Here is a 14,732-nt window from a genome sequence, read left to right as displayed (position 1 = left end):
TGGCTTCGTTGCGCTTGCCCACCTGCCGCCCCGCCCCGCGAATCCTCCACCGCCGCCAGATGCCGGGATGCCGCTTGATCAGCGTGAGCAGACTGCTGCTGCCACAGTATCGGTGCAGGATCAGGCGCTGCCCACGCCGTTGCGCCGGGCGGAGGGAGCAGCAGCGCCGTTGCCGGATCGGGCGCCCGATGACGCGCCCCCGCACGCGAGTGCAGCGCAGCAGGGAAATCCACCACAGCAGGCAGCGATTGACGCCAACGGAGCCGGCCAGGCCGTCCCTGGCGTGCCGCAAGCCGCTGCAACTCCACCATCGCCGTCACCGCCCGCCAGATCTGAAACCCGCGCGCCCGAAACCCGCGAGTTGATGCCGATCGTAAAAGCGGCGCCGCCTCCGGATGAATGGACGCCCGAACAGCTCGCTACCGAGCTGCGCACCTGCCTGCAGATTCTGGCGCCGGCAGCGGCTGAGATCGAGCTGGCCGAACCGATGAAAAGCGGCGCCTGCGGCACCCCCGCGCCGCTGGCACTGCGCCGCCTCGGCGGCTCGCGCGGGGTGGAGTTCTCGCCCCCGCCCACCATGAACTGCCGCCTGGCTGCGTCGCTGAACGACTGGATCGAGAAGGTGCTGCAACCCTCGGCCGAAAAGGTGCTCGGCACGCGCGTCAAACGCATCATCGGCGCTTCGTATTCGTGCCGCAATGTCTATAACAACCCGAAGCTTACGCTCAGCGAGCACGCCACCGGTAACGCCATCGACATCTCCGCCTTCGTCACCGCTGATGGCCGTACGGTTAAGGTGCTGTCAGGCTGGGGCCCGACGGATCGGGATATCGTGGCGGCTCAGAAAAAGGCCGAGGCGGGAAAAGCGGAGGCCCACAAGGCGGTGGCCGTTGCCGGGGCGACGGGCAGTTCGAAAGGCACGGCGAAGGTGCCGCCGCTGAGCGCCGAGGCGGCTGAGGCCAAATCGGCCCCCAAGTCTTCCGGCAACCTGCAGAAAACCGAATACCGTCGCGAGACCGGCAAGGCGCCCCAGGAAAAGCCGGATTCCGGTTCTCAAAAAGATGCGGCGTCACCGAATAGCGGGGCTGACGCCAAGGCCGCGCCGACACCGGCTGAAAAGGCTGGTTCAACCTCCAAGGATGTCCACGTCGCTATCCCGAAGCCGGCCACCACAAAAGAATCCATGTTCCTCAAGCGCTTGCATGAGGGCTCATGCGGTCTTTTTACCACCGTGCTGGGACCGGAGGCGAACGAAGCCCATCGCGATCATTTTCATCTGGATATCAAAATCCGCCGTTCCAAAACGCCGATATGTCGCTAGTCTAGTGCTTTGCGCGCGGGGCGATGGTTCGCCGCCCATCCGCGCCATTGACGGACCCGCGTTGTGATGGTGTACCAAGGCCGATGGTACAAGCTGCTGCACCCCGATCCATGCACCTGAGCCTGCCGAACGTACTCACCTACGTTCGCATCCTGGCCGTGCCCGCACTCGTCGCCTGCCTCTTCTTCCTGAAGGGCGATACTGCGCGCTGGTCGGCGTTCGCGCTCTTTGTCTTCGCCGGCATAACCGACTGGCTCGATGGCTATCTGGCCCGCATCTGGGAACAGCAATCGACCCTTGGTCGGATGCTCGACCCGATCGCCGACAAGCTGCTCGTCGGCGCAGTGTTGATGATGCTCGTGCACGATGGCACGATCGGCGGCTGGTCGATCTGGGCCGCCGTCATCATCCTGTGCCGTGAAATTCTGGTGTCCGGCCTGCGCGAGTTCCTGGCCGAGCTGAACGTGAAAATTCATGTCACGCAGCTCGCCAAATGGAAAACCACCATGCAGATGATCGCGCTGGGCGTGCTGCTCGCGGGCCCGGCGGCCGAAAAGATCGTGCCCGGCATCATGACCGGCGGCATCGTTATCCTTTGGATCGCGGCGCTACTGACATTGTGGACCGGCTATGACTATCTAAAGGCTGGTGTCGTGCACGCGATGGAGCGCTAACGCGCTTTTGGTTTCCGGCGCGGTGCGCAGCAATGCAAGGCGCCACGCATCCGGCCTGCAAGGCTAATCAGAACAGCAAGCGAGTGAGATATGACCGCTGCTCCGCGCAATGTGCGGCTTCTCTATTTTGCCTGGGTACGCGAGAAAATCGGCCGCGACGCGGAGACTGTTGAGCTGCCGTCGGACGTCGTCACGGTGTCAGATCTGGTCGATTGGCTGGAGCAGCGCGGTCCGGAATACGGTGAAGCTTTTGCACGCCGCAACGTCGTTCGCGCGGCCGTTGATCGCACGCATGTGAAGCCTTCTGCGCCGCTCGGCGCAGCGCGCGAGGTTGCGTTCTTTCCGCCCGTAACCGGAGGCTGATCGCGTGGCGGTTTGTGTCCAGACCGACGATTTCGATGTCGCTGCCGAAACGGAAAAGCTGATCGGCGCGCGCACCGATATCGGCGCTGTCGTCACGTTCACCGGCCGCGTGCGTGAAGGCGTGGGTGACAAGCGCATCACGTCGATGACGCTCGAACATTATCCGGACATGACAGAAGCAGAGATGTTGCGCATCGAGGCTGAAGCGCACGCGCGCTGGCCGCTGCAGGCAACCACGCTGATCCATCGTGTTGGTGAACTGCGCCCCGGCGAGCAGATCGTGCTGGTCATTGCCGCGTCAGCGCATCGTCAGGCGGCATTCGAGGCCGCCGCATTCCTGATGGACTTCCTGAAAACCCGCGCGCCGTTCTGGAAAAAAGAGACGCTGCTAAATGGCGACAGCGCATGGGTCGATGCGCGCGAAGTCGACAACAGCGCTGCCGAGCGCTGGAGTTAATCCGGCCCTCTAAATTTGCACTCGCATTGATTTGGTGAGGCGCAGGCGGCGCGATTTGCGTTGCCGCACTCGCAACTGCGCGTGCACTTCAAAACGCAGTAATTTCTGCGAATCGATGCTGCTAACTACGCATCCGTTAGGGAAATATTAAGGCTTAATATGCGATAACCCTAACAATGCCTGAAGGAGGACCGCAAAAGGCCATCTTTTCAGGCAACCTTGACCGTCCCACCACTTGGAATTTGTATCGCGTAGACGGGGGTCTGACGTCATGGTTCACAGAAATGCGTGGCGCTTGCGCCGCGGCATGTTCTGCATGTGTGCCTTGCTCTGCGCGCAATCTCCGCTGCAGGCGCAAGGACTGCTGGATGGTGCCCAGAAACTGTTGCAGAGCGCGGACAGCCTCTTCACTGGTTCATCAAACGCATCTGCTGCCACTTCGGTTGCAAGCGCTCCGGAGCAGCGCACGCGCTTTGTCGTCGGTTTGCCAAAGCAGACCGAGTTCGAAGTGTTTTCGCTCAACAATCCGAACCGCGTTGTCGTGCAGGTAAAGGAGACGTCGTTGCGTCTTCCTGCGCAGCCGGCTGAAGGTCCGGTTGGCCTCATCAAGTCGTTTCAGGCCGGGCTTTCGGGCGCGGAGCACTCCCGCATCATCATTTACGTGACGCAGCCCGTCATTGTTTCCAGCGCGCGGATTGAAAAGCCGGCTGCGGGCAAGGATCAGCATCTCGTTGTCGAGATCGCTTCCTTTACGCCCATCACCGCCAGCATTCCGCAGCCTGAGGAAGATGCAGTTGGGCCAATCGCAGCGACACAGGTCGCAGCGACGCGTCCAAGCATTCCGCCGCCAACCTATGCGCTGGGTGCATCCGGTTTGCAGCCGCCATTGCCGCGTCCCGCAGTGCCGCCGGATGTCCGCGCGGAGCGCGCGTTCAAACCGGTTATTGTCATCGATCCCGGCCATGGCGGTCACGATTCCGGTGCCATGAAAAATGGCGCGGTGGAAAAGGAAATCACGCTCGCGTTCAGCAAGCTGCTGGCCAAGAAACTTGAAGCTACCGGCCGCTACAAGGTGCTGCTGACACGCGACAAAGATGTGTTCATTCCGCTGGGCGATCGCGTTGCCTTCGGCGAGAAGCACAACGCCAATCTGTTCATCGCGGTGCATTGCGATTACGCCAGCACCAATGCCAGCGGCGCCACCATCTACTCGCTGCGCGATTCCGTTGCGAACAGTCTGCGTCGCTCCACCCGGGGTGAAGTAGCGGGCGATGTTCTATCGGATGACGAGATCGAACAGGTGAAGCAGGTCGGCTCCAAGAAAGATGTCGGCATGGTGCAGAACATCCTGGCCGATCTTGCTGGCCGCGAAGTTGATGCAACCCGCGATCGCACCAGCGTCTTTGCCCGCACCGTCATTGAAAATATGGGCAGCAGCACCACCATGCGTAACAAGCCGGATCAGCAGGCATCGTTCCGGGTGCTGAAGACCGCACAGTTTCCGTCGGTGCTGATCGAACTCGCTTACGTCACCAACAAGGAAGATGCCAGGAAGCTCAAGTCTTCCGAATGGCGCAACAAGGTCTCGGACTCAATCAAGTCCGCCGTCGACAATTACTTTTCGAACCAGCTTGCCCAGCTTCCGATGTGAGCCTCGTCTCGGTCACATCGCCTGTCTGAGCTTTCCGTTTGGGAGCGTCACAAAAGAAAGGCCGGTCCATTGGACCGGCCTTCAATCTTTGTGGCCGAGTGTCGGATCGCACATCCTTCTCGGCTAGAGCCCCATTAAGTCCTACTTGGAGGGCGCATCTGTTGCTTGCGCCAGAGCAGCCTCCATAGCCAGTCCTGTTCAAGCCGAAGCGGGTGAGCGACGCGCGTACAAGAAGATACGGTGCGTGGATTCTTCGCGAGGTGAAGACGCTTCAGCATTAGCCACTCCATCTTCCAGTAAGTGCGGCAGCTCCATGCACCTGTCACGCTGAACGAAATCCACTGCGCGCACCGATGCGATCTGTCGTAAGGACAGCATGTCGCCGTTGCCGCAATGGATGTGACGGTGATGGAGATGTCGCTTTGCGGACAGGGGCCTGCGGAGGCCCACATATCGACCGGCGAACACTCCCTGGGGCGGCCCTGTCCATGCCCGCCACGTGTTCAACCGACCGGCAGCGCCAGTCTGAAGACTGATCTTGCACACAGAGTCTAGGGGCAATGGGCCCTCCATCTCTGACGCGCACGCGAAATCAAACGCTGCCTGAACTGCAACCCGATGCAATCGAGCTGCGAGAGGAGCCTCTCAACCATTAACAGTATGTGATTCGTTTGCAGAAACGAGTACACGGCCGTGCAATTTAATGTTGCATGCGCGCGGATATCGCGAATGCACAAAAAAGGAGGCTCTATGGCCGTTTGATGGCCTTTTTCTGGGCCATACTCAGCCACCGACGAATCGCCCCAACCGCGAGGATCTAATGCTCCGGATCTATCACACAGCCCTTGCTCTTTTCATTTTGGCGACACCCGCAGCCGCCTGCGTTGAATCCGCAGGTCAGGCGAATGGCGCCTATCAGATCGGAACAGCGGGGTGGGGCGAAGCCGACGCGCAATTCAAGACCGAAGGCACCGACGCTATTTTCACGCCGCAGGTCGGTACGCAGACCGCGCGCTGGAATGCTGGGCTGGAAACGAAAAGCGTCGATGCCTGCGCAACAATCGCGATGCCATCATCCACGGGTGACGCTTCGCGCAGCTATGCCGGCCTGCTGTTCTGGGCCACCGACAAAGACAACTTCTATCAGGCGGTGATTTCGCCCAACGGCATGTTCACCGTCGCGCGCAAGATCGCCGGCCGCATCGTTCCCACGCCGCCAGTGAACTGGGGACAGGTTTCGACGCTGAAGCTCGGCCCGAACGAGAAGAACACGCTGCGCGTCGCCACCGACGGCGAGACCGTTGCTGTCAGCATCAACGGCACCGTCGTTGCGCGCTTCAGGGGGCAGGCGCCGGAAGGCATGAGCCACGTCGGGCTCGTTGCTTCGTCCGCGCCGACCGGTGTCGACACGTGGCGGATCTCCGATTTCAAGGTTGCCGACCCGCAGGCTCAGGTCAGCGCGAACGCTGCTGCTGACCAGCAAGCGCAATCGTCAGGCGCGCATGATCATCTGATTACAGGCGCCATCGCTTCCGCTCCCGTTGCGCCCGGCTGCGGAACAGGCAAGGTGCTGTTCGACGAGCCCTTCACCGTGCACGATCCCAACTGGGGCGAAAAGGACGATCAGTTCAGCATCGGCGACGGCAAGGCAACGTTCACCCCGCCGTCGGGTCTGCCGGCGCTGCGCTGGAACCGCGTGTTCGTGTTCGGTGATATCGACACGTGCGTGAACTTCGAGCTGGCCAATAACACCGCAAACGCCACCACCAGCTATGCCGGGCTCGTGTTCTGGGCCGAAGACAGCCGCAATTATTTCCAGGCCGTGCTTGCGCCTAACGGCTACTTCACGGTGGCCCGTATCGCCGACGGCAAGGCCGTTGCCAAGCGTCCGGTGCCGTGGACCAAAGTTGCCGCCGCCAACGCAGGCTCGAAAAAAACTAACACGATGCGCCTGAAGATTGTCGGTAACGCAGTGACGGTCGAGATCAACGGCAAGCCCGCAGGCAGCTTCAAAACTGAAGCACCGCGTTGGCCAAGTCACATCGGCCTTCTCGCCGCTTCGGCTGAAAGCAAGGAAGGCGACACGTGGATGGTCAGTGATCTGCGCGTCACCGCGCCGTAAGGGCATCGCTACCCACATCGCGCGCGCCTGACGCGCCCACCAAAACCCAATAAAAAGAGCGCGGCTTCATCGGCCGCGCTCTTTTGCTTTTCAGGTTCAGCTTCGTCTGCTCGCTGCCGAGCCGATCAATGCATCGCAGCTTCAGCCTGTGCCGCTTCCACCTTGGCCGCGGCCGACTGCACTGCCTTCTGCACCTTCTCGAACGCGCGCACTTCGATCTGACGGATACGCTCGCGCGAGACGCCGAACTCGCTCGAAAGATCTTCCAGCGTTGCGGGCTGATCCGAAAGACGGCGCGCTTCGAAGATGCGCCGTTCGCGATCGTTCAGTGTTGAGAGCGCACTGGTCAGATAATTCTTGCGCTGATCCAGTTCCTGCTCTTCACCCAGAACGTCTTCCTGCGTTGGCGCATCATCCGCCAGCCAGTCCTGCCACTCGCCGGCTTCGCTGTCGGCGCGCACGGGTGCATTCAGCGATGAATCGCCGCCAAGGCGCCGGTTCATCGACACGACATCCGCCTCCGTCACGCCGAAGCGCGTGGCTATCGTCTTCACATGGTCGGGGTGCAGATCGCCGTCGTCCAGGGCCTGAAGCTGGCTCTTGGCGCGGCGCAGGTTGAAGAACAGCTTCTTCTGCGCGGCGGTCGTGCCCATCTTCACAAGGCTCCACGAACGCAGGATGTACTCCTGGATCGAGGCGCGGATCCACCACATGGCATAGGTTGCCAGGCGGAAGCCCTTGTCCGGGTCAAACCGCTTCACCGCCTGCATCAGGCCGACGTTGCCTTCGGAAATAACCTCGCCGATCGGCAGGCCATAACCGCGATAGCCCATGGCGATGCGCGCCACCAGCCGGAGGTGCGAGGTGACGAGCTTTTCCGCTGCATCCTGGTCGGCATGTTCCTGCCAGCGTTTAGCCAGCATGAATTCTTCGCCCGGTTCCAGCATTGGAAACTTGCGAATCTCTTCCAGATAACGTGTGAGGCCCAACGAGCCCTGTGCGATAGTCGGAAGTCTAGCCATAACCTCTACCAGCCGCCCAATGCCCCGGGCGGTCCCTCTTTCAATCCTTTGCGGGTAGCCGTTTGAGGGTACTGAATACCTTTAGTGGCAAATCCCTCTTACATAACGGGAGAAGCCGCGATTTCCGTCGCGCCGTTCCCGCCGTGCCCGCTCTGCTACCTATACGCAGCCCAACGCTATATTGTTGCACTGGGCCCATCTCACAAGCGCAGGGAAGGGCCGATTTCAGGGCCTCCGCCGGCACTTTTGGCGAAATGCGCCGAAGTGTTGCCGCTATGGTACTAATCGGTAACATAGCCTAAAAGGCCCGGCCTGTCGGGTCGAATTATGAACGGACCTAACCCCGGCTTTTCAGCGGCAGGCGGATTTGCCGAAATCTCGTACCACCAGCTGACTGGCTGGGTCTGTAGAAGCCTCTACACCCATCTTCGCCCGTCAGTATGTCCGACCAAGTACTGGCGGTCAGGCAGTAAGTCCCGAGCTGGCTTAGTGCCTAAAAAGGAAAAAGTCTGTGCGTCGAGAAGAACTTATCGCATTGATGGAAGGGGCATTCAGACGAAACAGTCCGGTCCTGCCTTCCTCGCTTATGCTCTCCCCGTCCAACTTACCGGAGGTGGAAGAAATTGCTGCGGAACTTGAAAAGCATAGTGACCTCGACGATTGTTTCGTTGAGAAGTTTCACAGCGCTTTGCCATTCTTCTCCGAGCAAGGAATGGCGATGATATTGCCGGAATTTATAATCTATGCCCTGAAGCATCCAGATTCAGAAGTAGAAGATCAAGTCGTCTCCGCGCTATCGTGGCTTTCTGAGGATGATGCATTTCTAACTCGTTTAACACGAGAACAAGTTCTAATCCTTGCCGATGTTTCTACGTTGTTTTCCAGTGACTATCCTCTTGGAACAAACTACCAGAAGAAATTAGCGGAATTTTTTCAATCGATCGCTGGGGGAAAAGGTGACTCGGTTTGTCTACGTTGACGAGGCGGGCATTTCAAATCCGGCCCACGAACCGTTCATAGTGGTCGCTGGCGTAATCGTTCACGCCGACAAGCAGTTGAACGAATTGGAGCAGAGGCTCCAACGTTTAGTTGAGAGACACATCCCAGCAGACCTTCGCGATGGATTTGTGTTTCATGCTACTGAGCTGTTCAACGGTGGCGGGAAAGTTTTTTGTCGTGCTGATGAGCGTTGGCAGTTGGCCAAACGGCTAGAGATTGCGCACGAGCTGGCCTCAATTCCAGCGAAGATGAAGCTACCGCTTGCCTTTGGCATCGTGCAGCGAGCACACTGGCCGCTGACATTTGATGCGGCTGGTATGTCAGGCAAAGAGCGTGCAGTAGGTCAGCATGTGACGGCGTTCATGACTTGCGCGATGCAAGTCGAGATGTGGATGAGAGTGAACACTTCGAACGAAGTCACGATGTTAATCGTGGAGGACAATGAGCAGGCCCGTAAGATCATTAAAGACACGCAAAACCAGCATCGCCTCACAAGCGCAGTTGATGGATTTGGCCCGGAAGAGCGGAAATATTTCCCGTTCAAAAAGATAAAATCCAGCCCTCTGTTTGAACAGAAGCGGGACTCACCAGCTCTTCAGATTGCGGATTTCTGCGCCTACGTTATGAAGCGGCGCGCTATGAACGACACTAGGTACGGCGATTTAATTTCTTTATTGCGGCCGCTTTACGCGGTTCATCAGCTGCCCGAGCCGGACCGGCCGAAAACGTAAAAGCCTCGCAAAGGCGCCACGGATTCGAACCCCCGTCCTCCCCTTTACGAAAAGGGCGCTCTATCCAACTGAGCTGGATCAGCTAATGCCCACGTAACCGCCTTCAAGACGGCAGCGCGCTTTCCCTAGTCCGTCCTGTCCCGCTCGAGCGCGTCCAGCAGGCGCTGCAAGTCCTCCGGTGGTTCGCTCTCGAACATCAGCGCCTCGCCGGAAACGGGGTGCTCGAAGCCCAGCTCGGCGGCGTGCAGCGCCTGCCGATCCAGAGCCGCAAGCGCCTCCTGCGCCTCCTCGCCCAGCCGTGCGGCCTTGGCCTTGAAACCGCTGCCATAGACAATGTCGCCCAGCACCGGATGCCCGACATGCGCCAGGTGGACGCGAATCTGATGCGTGCGGCCAGTTTCCAGCATCACCCGGAGCAGCGTCACCGGCCCGGCCTGCGTGGCGAAGGTGTGCACGCGCTCATAGTGGGTCACGGCGTGGCGGCCGGATTCGCCGCGCACCACGGCAATCTTGGTGCGGTTGCTCTGGCTGCGGCCCAGCCGCGCCTCGATGGTATCGCGCGGGCGTAGTGGCGTGCCCCACACCAGCGCCAGATAGGCGCGATGCATGCGGCCATCCTCGCCGTGGGCAGCGAACTGATCCGCCAGCCCCTGATGCGCCTGATCATGCTTGGCGACCACCAGCAAGCCCGATGTCCCCTTGTCGAGCCGGTGCACGATGCCAGGGCGCCGCACGCCGCCGATGCCGCTGAGGCTTTCACCGCAATGGGCGATCAGGGCGTTGACCAGCGTGCCGTCGGCATGGCCGGGAGCTGGATGCACAACCATGTCGCCGGGCTTGTCGATGACGATGACGTCATCGTCTTCATAGACGACGTCGAGGTCCAGCTTTTCGCCCTGCGGTTCGGCCGGAGCCGGGGGCGGCAGCGTTACGGTGAAGGTGTCGCCTGCCTTGACCCGATAGGAGCCGTCAGCCGCGCCAGTATTGTCGCCGGGGCCGGTGACGTTGCCGCTGCGGATCAAAGCCTGTATGCGGGCACGGCTGAGCGTTGCGATGCGCTGGGCCAGCAGCTTGTCGAGGCGGATGCCTTCTTCCTCCTCAGCAACTGCGAATTGCTGGGAATTTGCGCTTTGTGATTCCTCGACAGTGGACATAGCCTTGCGTACTGGCCTCCGGATGGCCTCCGCGATGCGGGAGGACGAGATGTCAACGACTGATACAACCGCTGCGCCAGCGTCGGCGGCGGCCGCTCCGGGATTAAGCCCGGAGGAAGCACGCCTGCAGCGCACTATGAAAATCGTGGTCGTGGCGCTGGGGGTTCTGCTTTTTGCCGGCCTTGCAGCTATTGCCGGACGCATCATCTATCTCGCGTCAGCGCGCGACGCGCAACCGTCTGTCGTGGCAGTGCAGCCGCCAGCGCCCCGACTTGCGCTTCCGCCCGGAGCAGGGGCAGCATCCGATATGCCTTCCGGAGCAGGCGCCGGTGCCTCCGCCGGTGACGCGGCAACCGCTCCTGGGGGCGCGGCTTACTCCGCTCATCCCGGGGCTGCGTCGGCTGGTGCGTCCACGGGGCATCCCGCCGATCCCTCTGGCGCCGCCCCCTCGGCTTCTCACGCTTCCTTCCCGCCCGCCACGGTTGCCCCTTTGAGCCTGCCGGCGGGTGCGGTTATCCGTTCCGTTTCCATTTCGGGTGACCGTCTGGCGGTGCATTTCGAAGGCGCGGGCGCTGAAGGCATTGCCGTTTATGATCTGGCGTCTGGACGGCCGTTGACGGTTGTTGACGTAACGCGCGCGCCCGATTGACGCGATGGCGCACGGTCGTCACAAATCTTGAAAGAAACGGCTTGCTTGTTGGGGGCTTAGTCCCATATAGGTTCGCTCAGCGCTGTCCCGTTCGTCTAGTGGCCCAGGACACCAGCCTCTCACGTTGGGAACAGGGGTTCGAGTCCCCTACGGGGCGCCACGGCTTTTCTAAGCCGTTGATACGTCGTAAGCATCAGACATCATTGATATTTCAGCCGCACCACTGTCACACAGAGGTGCCACGCAATGGTGTTGCTTATGGCTCGTCCGACGAAGCGCTCCGGCTCGTCTAATCACCAGTTCAGAAAGCGTGTCCCCGCCGACGTGCTGCTAGCCGCTCGCGGTAAGCGCATTGCGTTTGCGCTGCCGAAGGCACGTGCGGGTGACGAGTGCATCTACGTATCGGCGACGTTCGGCGCTGAGGTGCTGGTCTCGTTGCGAACAGAAGATAACGCGCTCGCCAAGCTGCGCCACACTGCTGCTGCAACTCAGTTTGAACGCGCCATCGCAGCTTTTCGCGAAGGGCCTCGTGCGCTCACCAACAAGGACCACGTCAAGCTCGCTGGTATCCTCTATCGCGACCTTGCCAGCGGCTTTGAGGATGAGCCCGTCAGCGCGGCATGGTGGGAGATCGTCGCCGATGTGGCGCAGCGCGTTCTGACACCGGCTCCCGGTCCGTCGTTGATGATCGAAGCCTATCCCGGCGAAGCTCAATTGTTCGAGCTTGAGCGCTACGTCGGCCCGTTTCTTGACGCCATCCTCATTCGCGAAGGTGTCATCCCAACGGGCGAGGATCGTCCGAAACTGCTACGGGCGTTTGCCAAGGCTCTTATCGACGCGGCGAACAAGCTCAAGCGGAATGCTGATGGCGACTATGCGCCCGACGATGCTGTGGCCGCTCGCTATCCTCAGTGGGACGGCATCGGCACCAAGGCGCTGCCTAAACCATCGACACTCACGTTTGAGGATTTGCTCACGCGCTGGAAGGCTGAGGACACTCGTTCCGCTAGCTCTATAGGAGCGTTCAGCAAAGCCGTTGCGGACTTCACCGCCCACCTCAAGCACAGCGATCCGCGTCTCGTCGTAAAGTCGGACGTGGTCCACTGGGCAATGGCGCTGCGTGAGCGTTCACTCAGCCCAAAGACGATCAACGACACCTATCTCGCCGCCATCCGTGCCCTCTACAATCTTGCACTGCGTAGCGACCTCGTGACGATCAACCCGGTTGAGGGCTATCGCATTCCGAGCAAGCGCCGCGCTGGCGAAAAGATGCTGGCCTATGATGACAACGAAGTGGCCACCATCCTTGCGTTGGCTGACAAAGAAACGTCTGCCGCGTTGCGCTGGGTGCCGTGGCTGCTGGCGCTGACCGGAGCCCGTGTCGGTGAGATCGCGCAGCTATGGGCCCGCCGCGTCGTTGAGAAGGATGGCATCACCGTTCTGCGCTTCACCCCTGCCGAAGACGGTGGCTCGCTCAAGAACGACAGTTCGGAACGCGACGTGCCGGTCCACCCTGAACTTGTTGCTCGTGGCTTCCTCACGTTCGTGAAGACGCTGAAGCGCCAGACGATGGCCGCGAGATGAGCAGGCATTATGCCTGCCGTACGCAGGTGCCATGCCCTTGCCGGCTACTCCCCAAATAATCACGCTTCCCTCCGTGCTCACGCACCAAAACAGAAAGCAAATGGGAGGAACGCATGACTTTGGACTCTTCAATTCCGGAGCACCTTAGATGCCCGCGCACGCGTCATCGTCGGATGACGGATACCTGGAAACCGCCGTATCCGGCATTTTCCGCGAAAGTTGACCCGACCGTCGAGCAGATGGTTATGGCTTACCTCGGTGTTCAGTCGAAAGACGAAGCCAGTAACGGCAAAGCATGCGCTGCCTTTCAGACAATCCGCGACAGCCTGAAGCTTCCCGATGGTCCTGCCCGGCATGATCTTGTTCAATTCGTCGACGCGCTCGGCTGTCTCAACCTCATCGTCGTGGCCTATTGGAAGGCCCCGGAGACGTACGCCAAATGGAATACGAGCTCTGAGATTGCCGGATGGTGGGCATCGGACGATCGGCTAAATGACGGCGTTGGCTATTTCCGAGAGATCTTCAGCCCGCGCATGGAGCAGTTCGAGACGATCTTCACCCACGACTACGGTCCCTTCGAGGGCGTGAGCGTTCTGTTCGGGAACATGAGCGAGCCGATCTTCGAGCATGGATACTGGGGATCGATGCGCGATCGTTTGCCGATCTCACAGAATGACACGATAGAACCGTCCGGCAGCCTGACTGTTGTGCAGGGGCAGCCCGCAGCAGGCGGCCGCGTGATCATCAGTGGGCATCAGAATCTTACGCTTATACGCTCAGGCGAAGATTGGCGCCGGACCGAAGGTGAGGAGCGCAGAACCTGGTACGAAGAAATTGAGCCTGTTCTGCACCAGGGTATGGATTTCCTCCGTGATGATGGACTTGAGGTTGGCTGCTACTCCAACCGCTATTGCCATCACATCGATGAAAACGGCAACCCGGAGGAGCGTGGGTTTGGTGTCAGTTTCTGGAATTCCCTGGCTGCACTAGAGCACTGGGGCGAATCCCATCCGACGCATCTGCAGATCTTCGTGACCTTCATGCGCAACGTGAAGAAGTTCAAAGAGCTGACGCTCTATCATGAAGTCTCCGTGTTCGACGCATCCAATCAGTATTTTGAATACATCAACTGTCATCCAAAGACAGGGCTGCTACGCGCTGTGTAGCCGACATCGGTGCGGCAGCTGCGCCGGTTGCCGCACCCCAATATCGCCCGTTGCGCTGAGCAACATTCGATTGGCTTAGAGAGATATCATGGGCACAGAGACAAAAGTTGCGGCCATCACCGGTGCGAGCAGCGGCATCGGCCGCGCCATCGCCGAACGATTTTTAGAAAACGGATATCGACTGGCTCTTATGGCGCGCTCAGAGGAGGGACTGCTCGAGATCAAACGAAAATCGCCGGAAAATGTGATCGTTGTTCCTGGTGACGTAACCAAGGCGGAAAGCCTCGACCGGATGATAGAGGAAACGATCAAGGCCTATGGAGCGGTCGACGTTGTCATTCCGAATGCCGGTGCTGCGAAGGTTGTGCCGTTTACGGAAAGCGGGCCTGATGCGATAGCAGAGCAGTTCAACTTGAACTTTGTAGCGGCGACTGAAACCGTCAGAAAATTCCTGCCGCATATCGCCCCTCAGGGCAGCGTAATATTCATCACCACTTTTCTGACCACAGTCGGCTTCCCAGGGCTTGCGATCTACAATTCGAGCAAGGCTGCACTTAAGTCGTTCGCGCAGACGCTGGCTGTCGAACTTGCGCCGCAAGGCATTCGCGTGAATAGCATCGCCCCCGGCCCAATCGGAACACCGCTGTGGGGCAAAGTCGGCTTGCCTGCCGATGTGCTGGCGAGCGTCGCGGAAGCGGTGAATGCCCGTCTTATGCCGGGAAGATTTGGCGAACCTGCTGACATTGCCGATACGGCTCTGTTCTTGGCGTCGCCCGGTGCCAAAAATATTTATGGTCAGGAGATTGTTGTCGACGGCGGCTATACGATCGGCTGAGGCA

The 14,732-nt window shown here is 60.0% G+C and carries 14 protein-coding genes and 1 tRNA gene; 13 read left to right on the top strand and 2 right to left on the bottom strand.

Annotation, left to right across the window (positions count from 1 at the left end):
- Nucleotides 1-67: 67 nt before the first annotated feature.
- The 6 genes from C6Y62_RS01100 to C6Y62_RS01075 all read left to right on the top strand — a co-directional run bounded on the left by C6Y62_RS01100 (nucleotide 68) and on the right by C6Y62_RS01075 (nucleotide 6,588).
- On the top strand, nucleotides 68-1,321 hold the full coding sequence (locus C6Y62_RS01100; RefSeq protein WP_173952458.1) for an extensin-like domain-containing protein: 1,254 nt from the start codon (nucleotides 68-70) through the stop codon (nucleotides 1,319-1,321).
- A gap of 110 nt (nucleotides 1,322-1,431) precedes the next feature.
- Entirely contained in the window at nucleotides 1,432-1,995 is a 564-nt protein-coding gene (gene pgsA / locus C6Y62_RS01095; protein WP_083509865.1) for a CDP-diacylglycerol--glycerol-3-phosphate 3-phosphatidyltransferase, read from the top strand.
- A gap of 111 nt (nucleotides 1,996-2,106) precedes the next feature.
- A complete protein-coding gene (gene moaD / locus C6Y62_RS01090; protein WP_068464714.1) occupies nucleotides 2,107-2,358 on the top strand; it encodes a molybdopterin converting factor subunit 1 in 252 nt (83 codons plus the stop codon).
- A gap of 4 nt (nucleotides 2,359-2,362) precedes the next feature.
- Complete coding sequence (locus C6Y62_RS01085; protein ID WP_173952457.1) at nucleotides 2,363-2,815, top strand: molybdenum cofactor biosynthesis protein MoaE; 453 nt, start codon at nucleotides 2,363-2,365, stop codon at nucleotides 2,813-2,815.
- A gap of 271 nt (nucleotides 2,816-3,086) precedes the next feature.
- A complete protein-coding gene (locus C6Y62_RS01080) occupies nucleotides 3,087-4,466 on the top strand; it encodes an N-acetylmuramoyl-L-alanine amidase (protein WP_068464694.1) in 1,380 nt (459 codons plus the stop codon).
- 820 nt (nucleotides 4,467-5,286) lie between these two features.
- Entirely contained in the window at nucleotides 5,287-6,588 is a 1,302-nt protein-coding gene (locus tag C6Y62_RS01075) for a hypothetical protein (protein WP_173952456.1), read from the top strand.
- Between the two features lie 125 nt (nucleotides 6,589-6,713).
- Here the strand turns inward: C6Y62_RS01075 and rpoH are convergent, their stop codons facing one another.
- Nucleotides 6,714-7,610: an RNA polymerase sigma factor RpoH gene (rpoH, locus tag C6Y62_RS01070; RefSeq protein WP_068464685.1), complete on the bottom strand. Its 897-nt coding sequence runs from the start codon at nucleotides 7,608-7,610 to the stop codon at nucleotides 6,714-6,716.
- A gap of 511 nt (nucleotides 7,611-8,121) precedes the next feature.
- On the opposite strand from rpoH, the gene C6Y62_RS01065 reads away from it, so the two are divergent.
- On the top strand, nucleotides 8,122-8,589 hold the full coding sequence (locus C6Y62_RS01065; RefSeq protein ID WP_173952455.1) for a hypothetical protein: 468 nt from the start codon (nucleotides 8,122-8,124) through the stop codon (nucleotides 8,587-8,589).
- Nucleotides 8,567-9,340, top strand: coding sequence for a DUF3800 domain-containing protein (locus tag C6Y62_RS01060; protein WP_173952454.1), 774 nt, complete (start codon nucleotides 8,567-8,569; stop codon nucleotides 9,338-9,340). Before C6Y62_RS01065 ends, C6Y62_RS01060 begins: the two co-directional genes overlap by 23 nt.
- Nucleotides 9,341-9,465: 125 nt before the next feature.
- On the opposite strand, the gene C6Y62_RS01055 is transcribed toward C6Y62_RS01060, so the two are convergent.
- The gene (locus C6Y62_RS01055) at nucleotides 9,466-10,494 is read right to left on the bottom strand and encodes an RluA family pseudouridine synthase (protein ID WP_173952453.1); all 1,029 of its coding nucleotides are present in this window, start codon (nucleotides 10,492-10,494) and stop codon (nucleotides 9,466-9,468) included.
- A 49-nt stretch (nucleotides 10,495-10,543) separates the two neighbouring features.
- Here C6Y62_RS01055 and C6Y62_RS01050 point away from each other — a divergent pair, with 49 nt between their 5' ends.
- From C6Y62_RS01050 to C6Y62_RS01030, 5 genes are all read left to right on the top strand, one after another.
- Entirely contained in the window at nucleotides 10,544-11,143 is a 600-nt protein-coding gene (locus C6Y62_RS01050; protein WP_173952452.1) for a hypothetical protein, read from the top strand.
- An 84-nt stretch (nucleotides 11,144-11,227) separates the two neighbouring features.
- A tRNA-Glu gene (locus C6Y62_RS01045) sits at nucleotides 11,228-11,303 on the top strand.
- Between the two features lie 98 nt (nucleotides 11,304-11,401).
- Nucleotides 11,402-12,727: a site-specific integrase gene (locus tag C6Y62_RS01040; protein ID WP_173952451.1), complete on the top strand. Its 1,326-nt coding sequence runs from the start codon at nucleotides 11,402-11,404 to the stop codon at nucleotides 12,725-12,727.
- Between the two features lie 173 nt (nucleotides 12,728-12,900).
- A complete protein-coding gene (locus tag C6Y62_RS01035) occupies nucleotides 12,901-13,893 on the top strand; it encodes a phenylacetaldoxime dehydratase family protein (protein ID WP_246274214.1) in 993 nt (330 codons plus the stop codon).
- Between the two features lie 88 nt (nucleotides 13,894-13,981).
- Nucleotides 13,982-14,728 carry an SDR family NAD(P)-dependent oxidoreductase gene (locus tag C6Y62_RS01030; RefSeq protein ID WP_173952450.1) on the top strand — a complete coding sequence of 249 codons (747 nt, stop codon included), beginning with the start codon at nucleotides 13,982-13,984 and terminating at the stop codon, nucleotides 14,726-14,728.
- The last annotated feature ends 4 nt before the right edge of the window (nucleotides 14,729-14,732 follow it).

The organism is Hyphomicrobium sulfonivorans (assembly GCF_013306565.1).
GTDB lineage: Bacteria > Pseudomonadota > Alphaproteobacteria > Rhizobiales > Hyphomicrobiaceae > Hyphomicrobium_A > Hyphomicrobium_A sulfonivorans.
The sequence above is the reverse complement of the archived record's forward strand: the minus strand, read 5'-3'. Positions and strand labels throughout refer to the sequence as shown.

What these genes read in the sequence shown, in the direction of transcription:
- C6Y62_RS01075 (WP_173952456.1), top strand. Translation starts at nt 5,287, where the DNA reads ATGCTCCGGATCTATCACACAGCCCTTGCTCTTTTCATTTTGGCGACA.
- C6Y62_RS01080 (WP_068464694.1), top strand. Translation starts at nt 3,087, where the DNA reads ATGGTTCACAGAAATGCGTGGCGCTTGCGCCGCGGCATGTTCTGCATG.
- C6Y62_RS01035 (WP_246274214.1), top strand. Translation starts at nt 12,901, where the DNA reads ATGACGGATACCTGGAAACCGCCGTATCCGGCATTTTCCGCGAAAGTT.
- C6Y62_RS01050 (WP_173952452.1), top strand. Translation starts at nt 10,544, where the DNA reads ATGTCAACGACTGATACAACCGCTGCGCCAGCGTCGGCGGCGGCCGCT.
- rpoH (WP_068464685.1), bottom strand. Translation starts at nt 7,610, where the DNA reads ATGGCTAGACTTCCGACTATCGCACAGGGCTCGTTGGGCCTCACACGT.
- C6Y62_RS01040 (WP_173952451.1), top strand. Translation starts at nt 11,402, where the DNA reads ATGGCTCGTCCGACGAAGCGCTCCGGCTCGTCTAATCACCAGTTCAGA.
- C6Y62_RS01030 (WP_173952450.1), top strand. Translation starts at nt 13,982, where the DNA reads ATGGGCACAGAGACAAAAGTTGCGGCCATCACCGGTGCGAGCAGCGGC.
- C6Y62_RS01100 (WP_173952458.1), top strand. Translation starts at nt 68, where the DNA reads ATGCCGCTTGATCAGCGTGAGCAGACTGCTGCTGCCACAGTATCGGTG.
- C6Y62_RS01055 (WP_173952453.1), bottom strand. Translation starts at nt 10,494, where the DNA reads ATGTCCACTGTCGAGGAATCACAAAGCGCAAATTCCCAGCAATTCGCA.
- pgsA (WP_083509865.1), top strand. Translation starts at nt 1,432, where the DNA reads ATGCACCTGAGCCTGCCGAACGTACTCACCTACGTTCGCATCCTGGCC.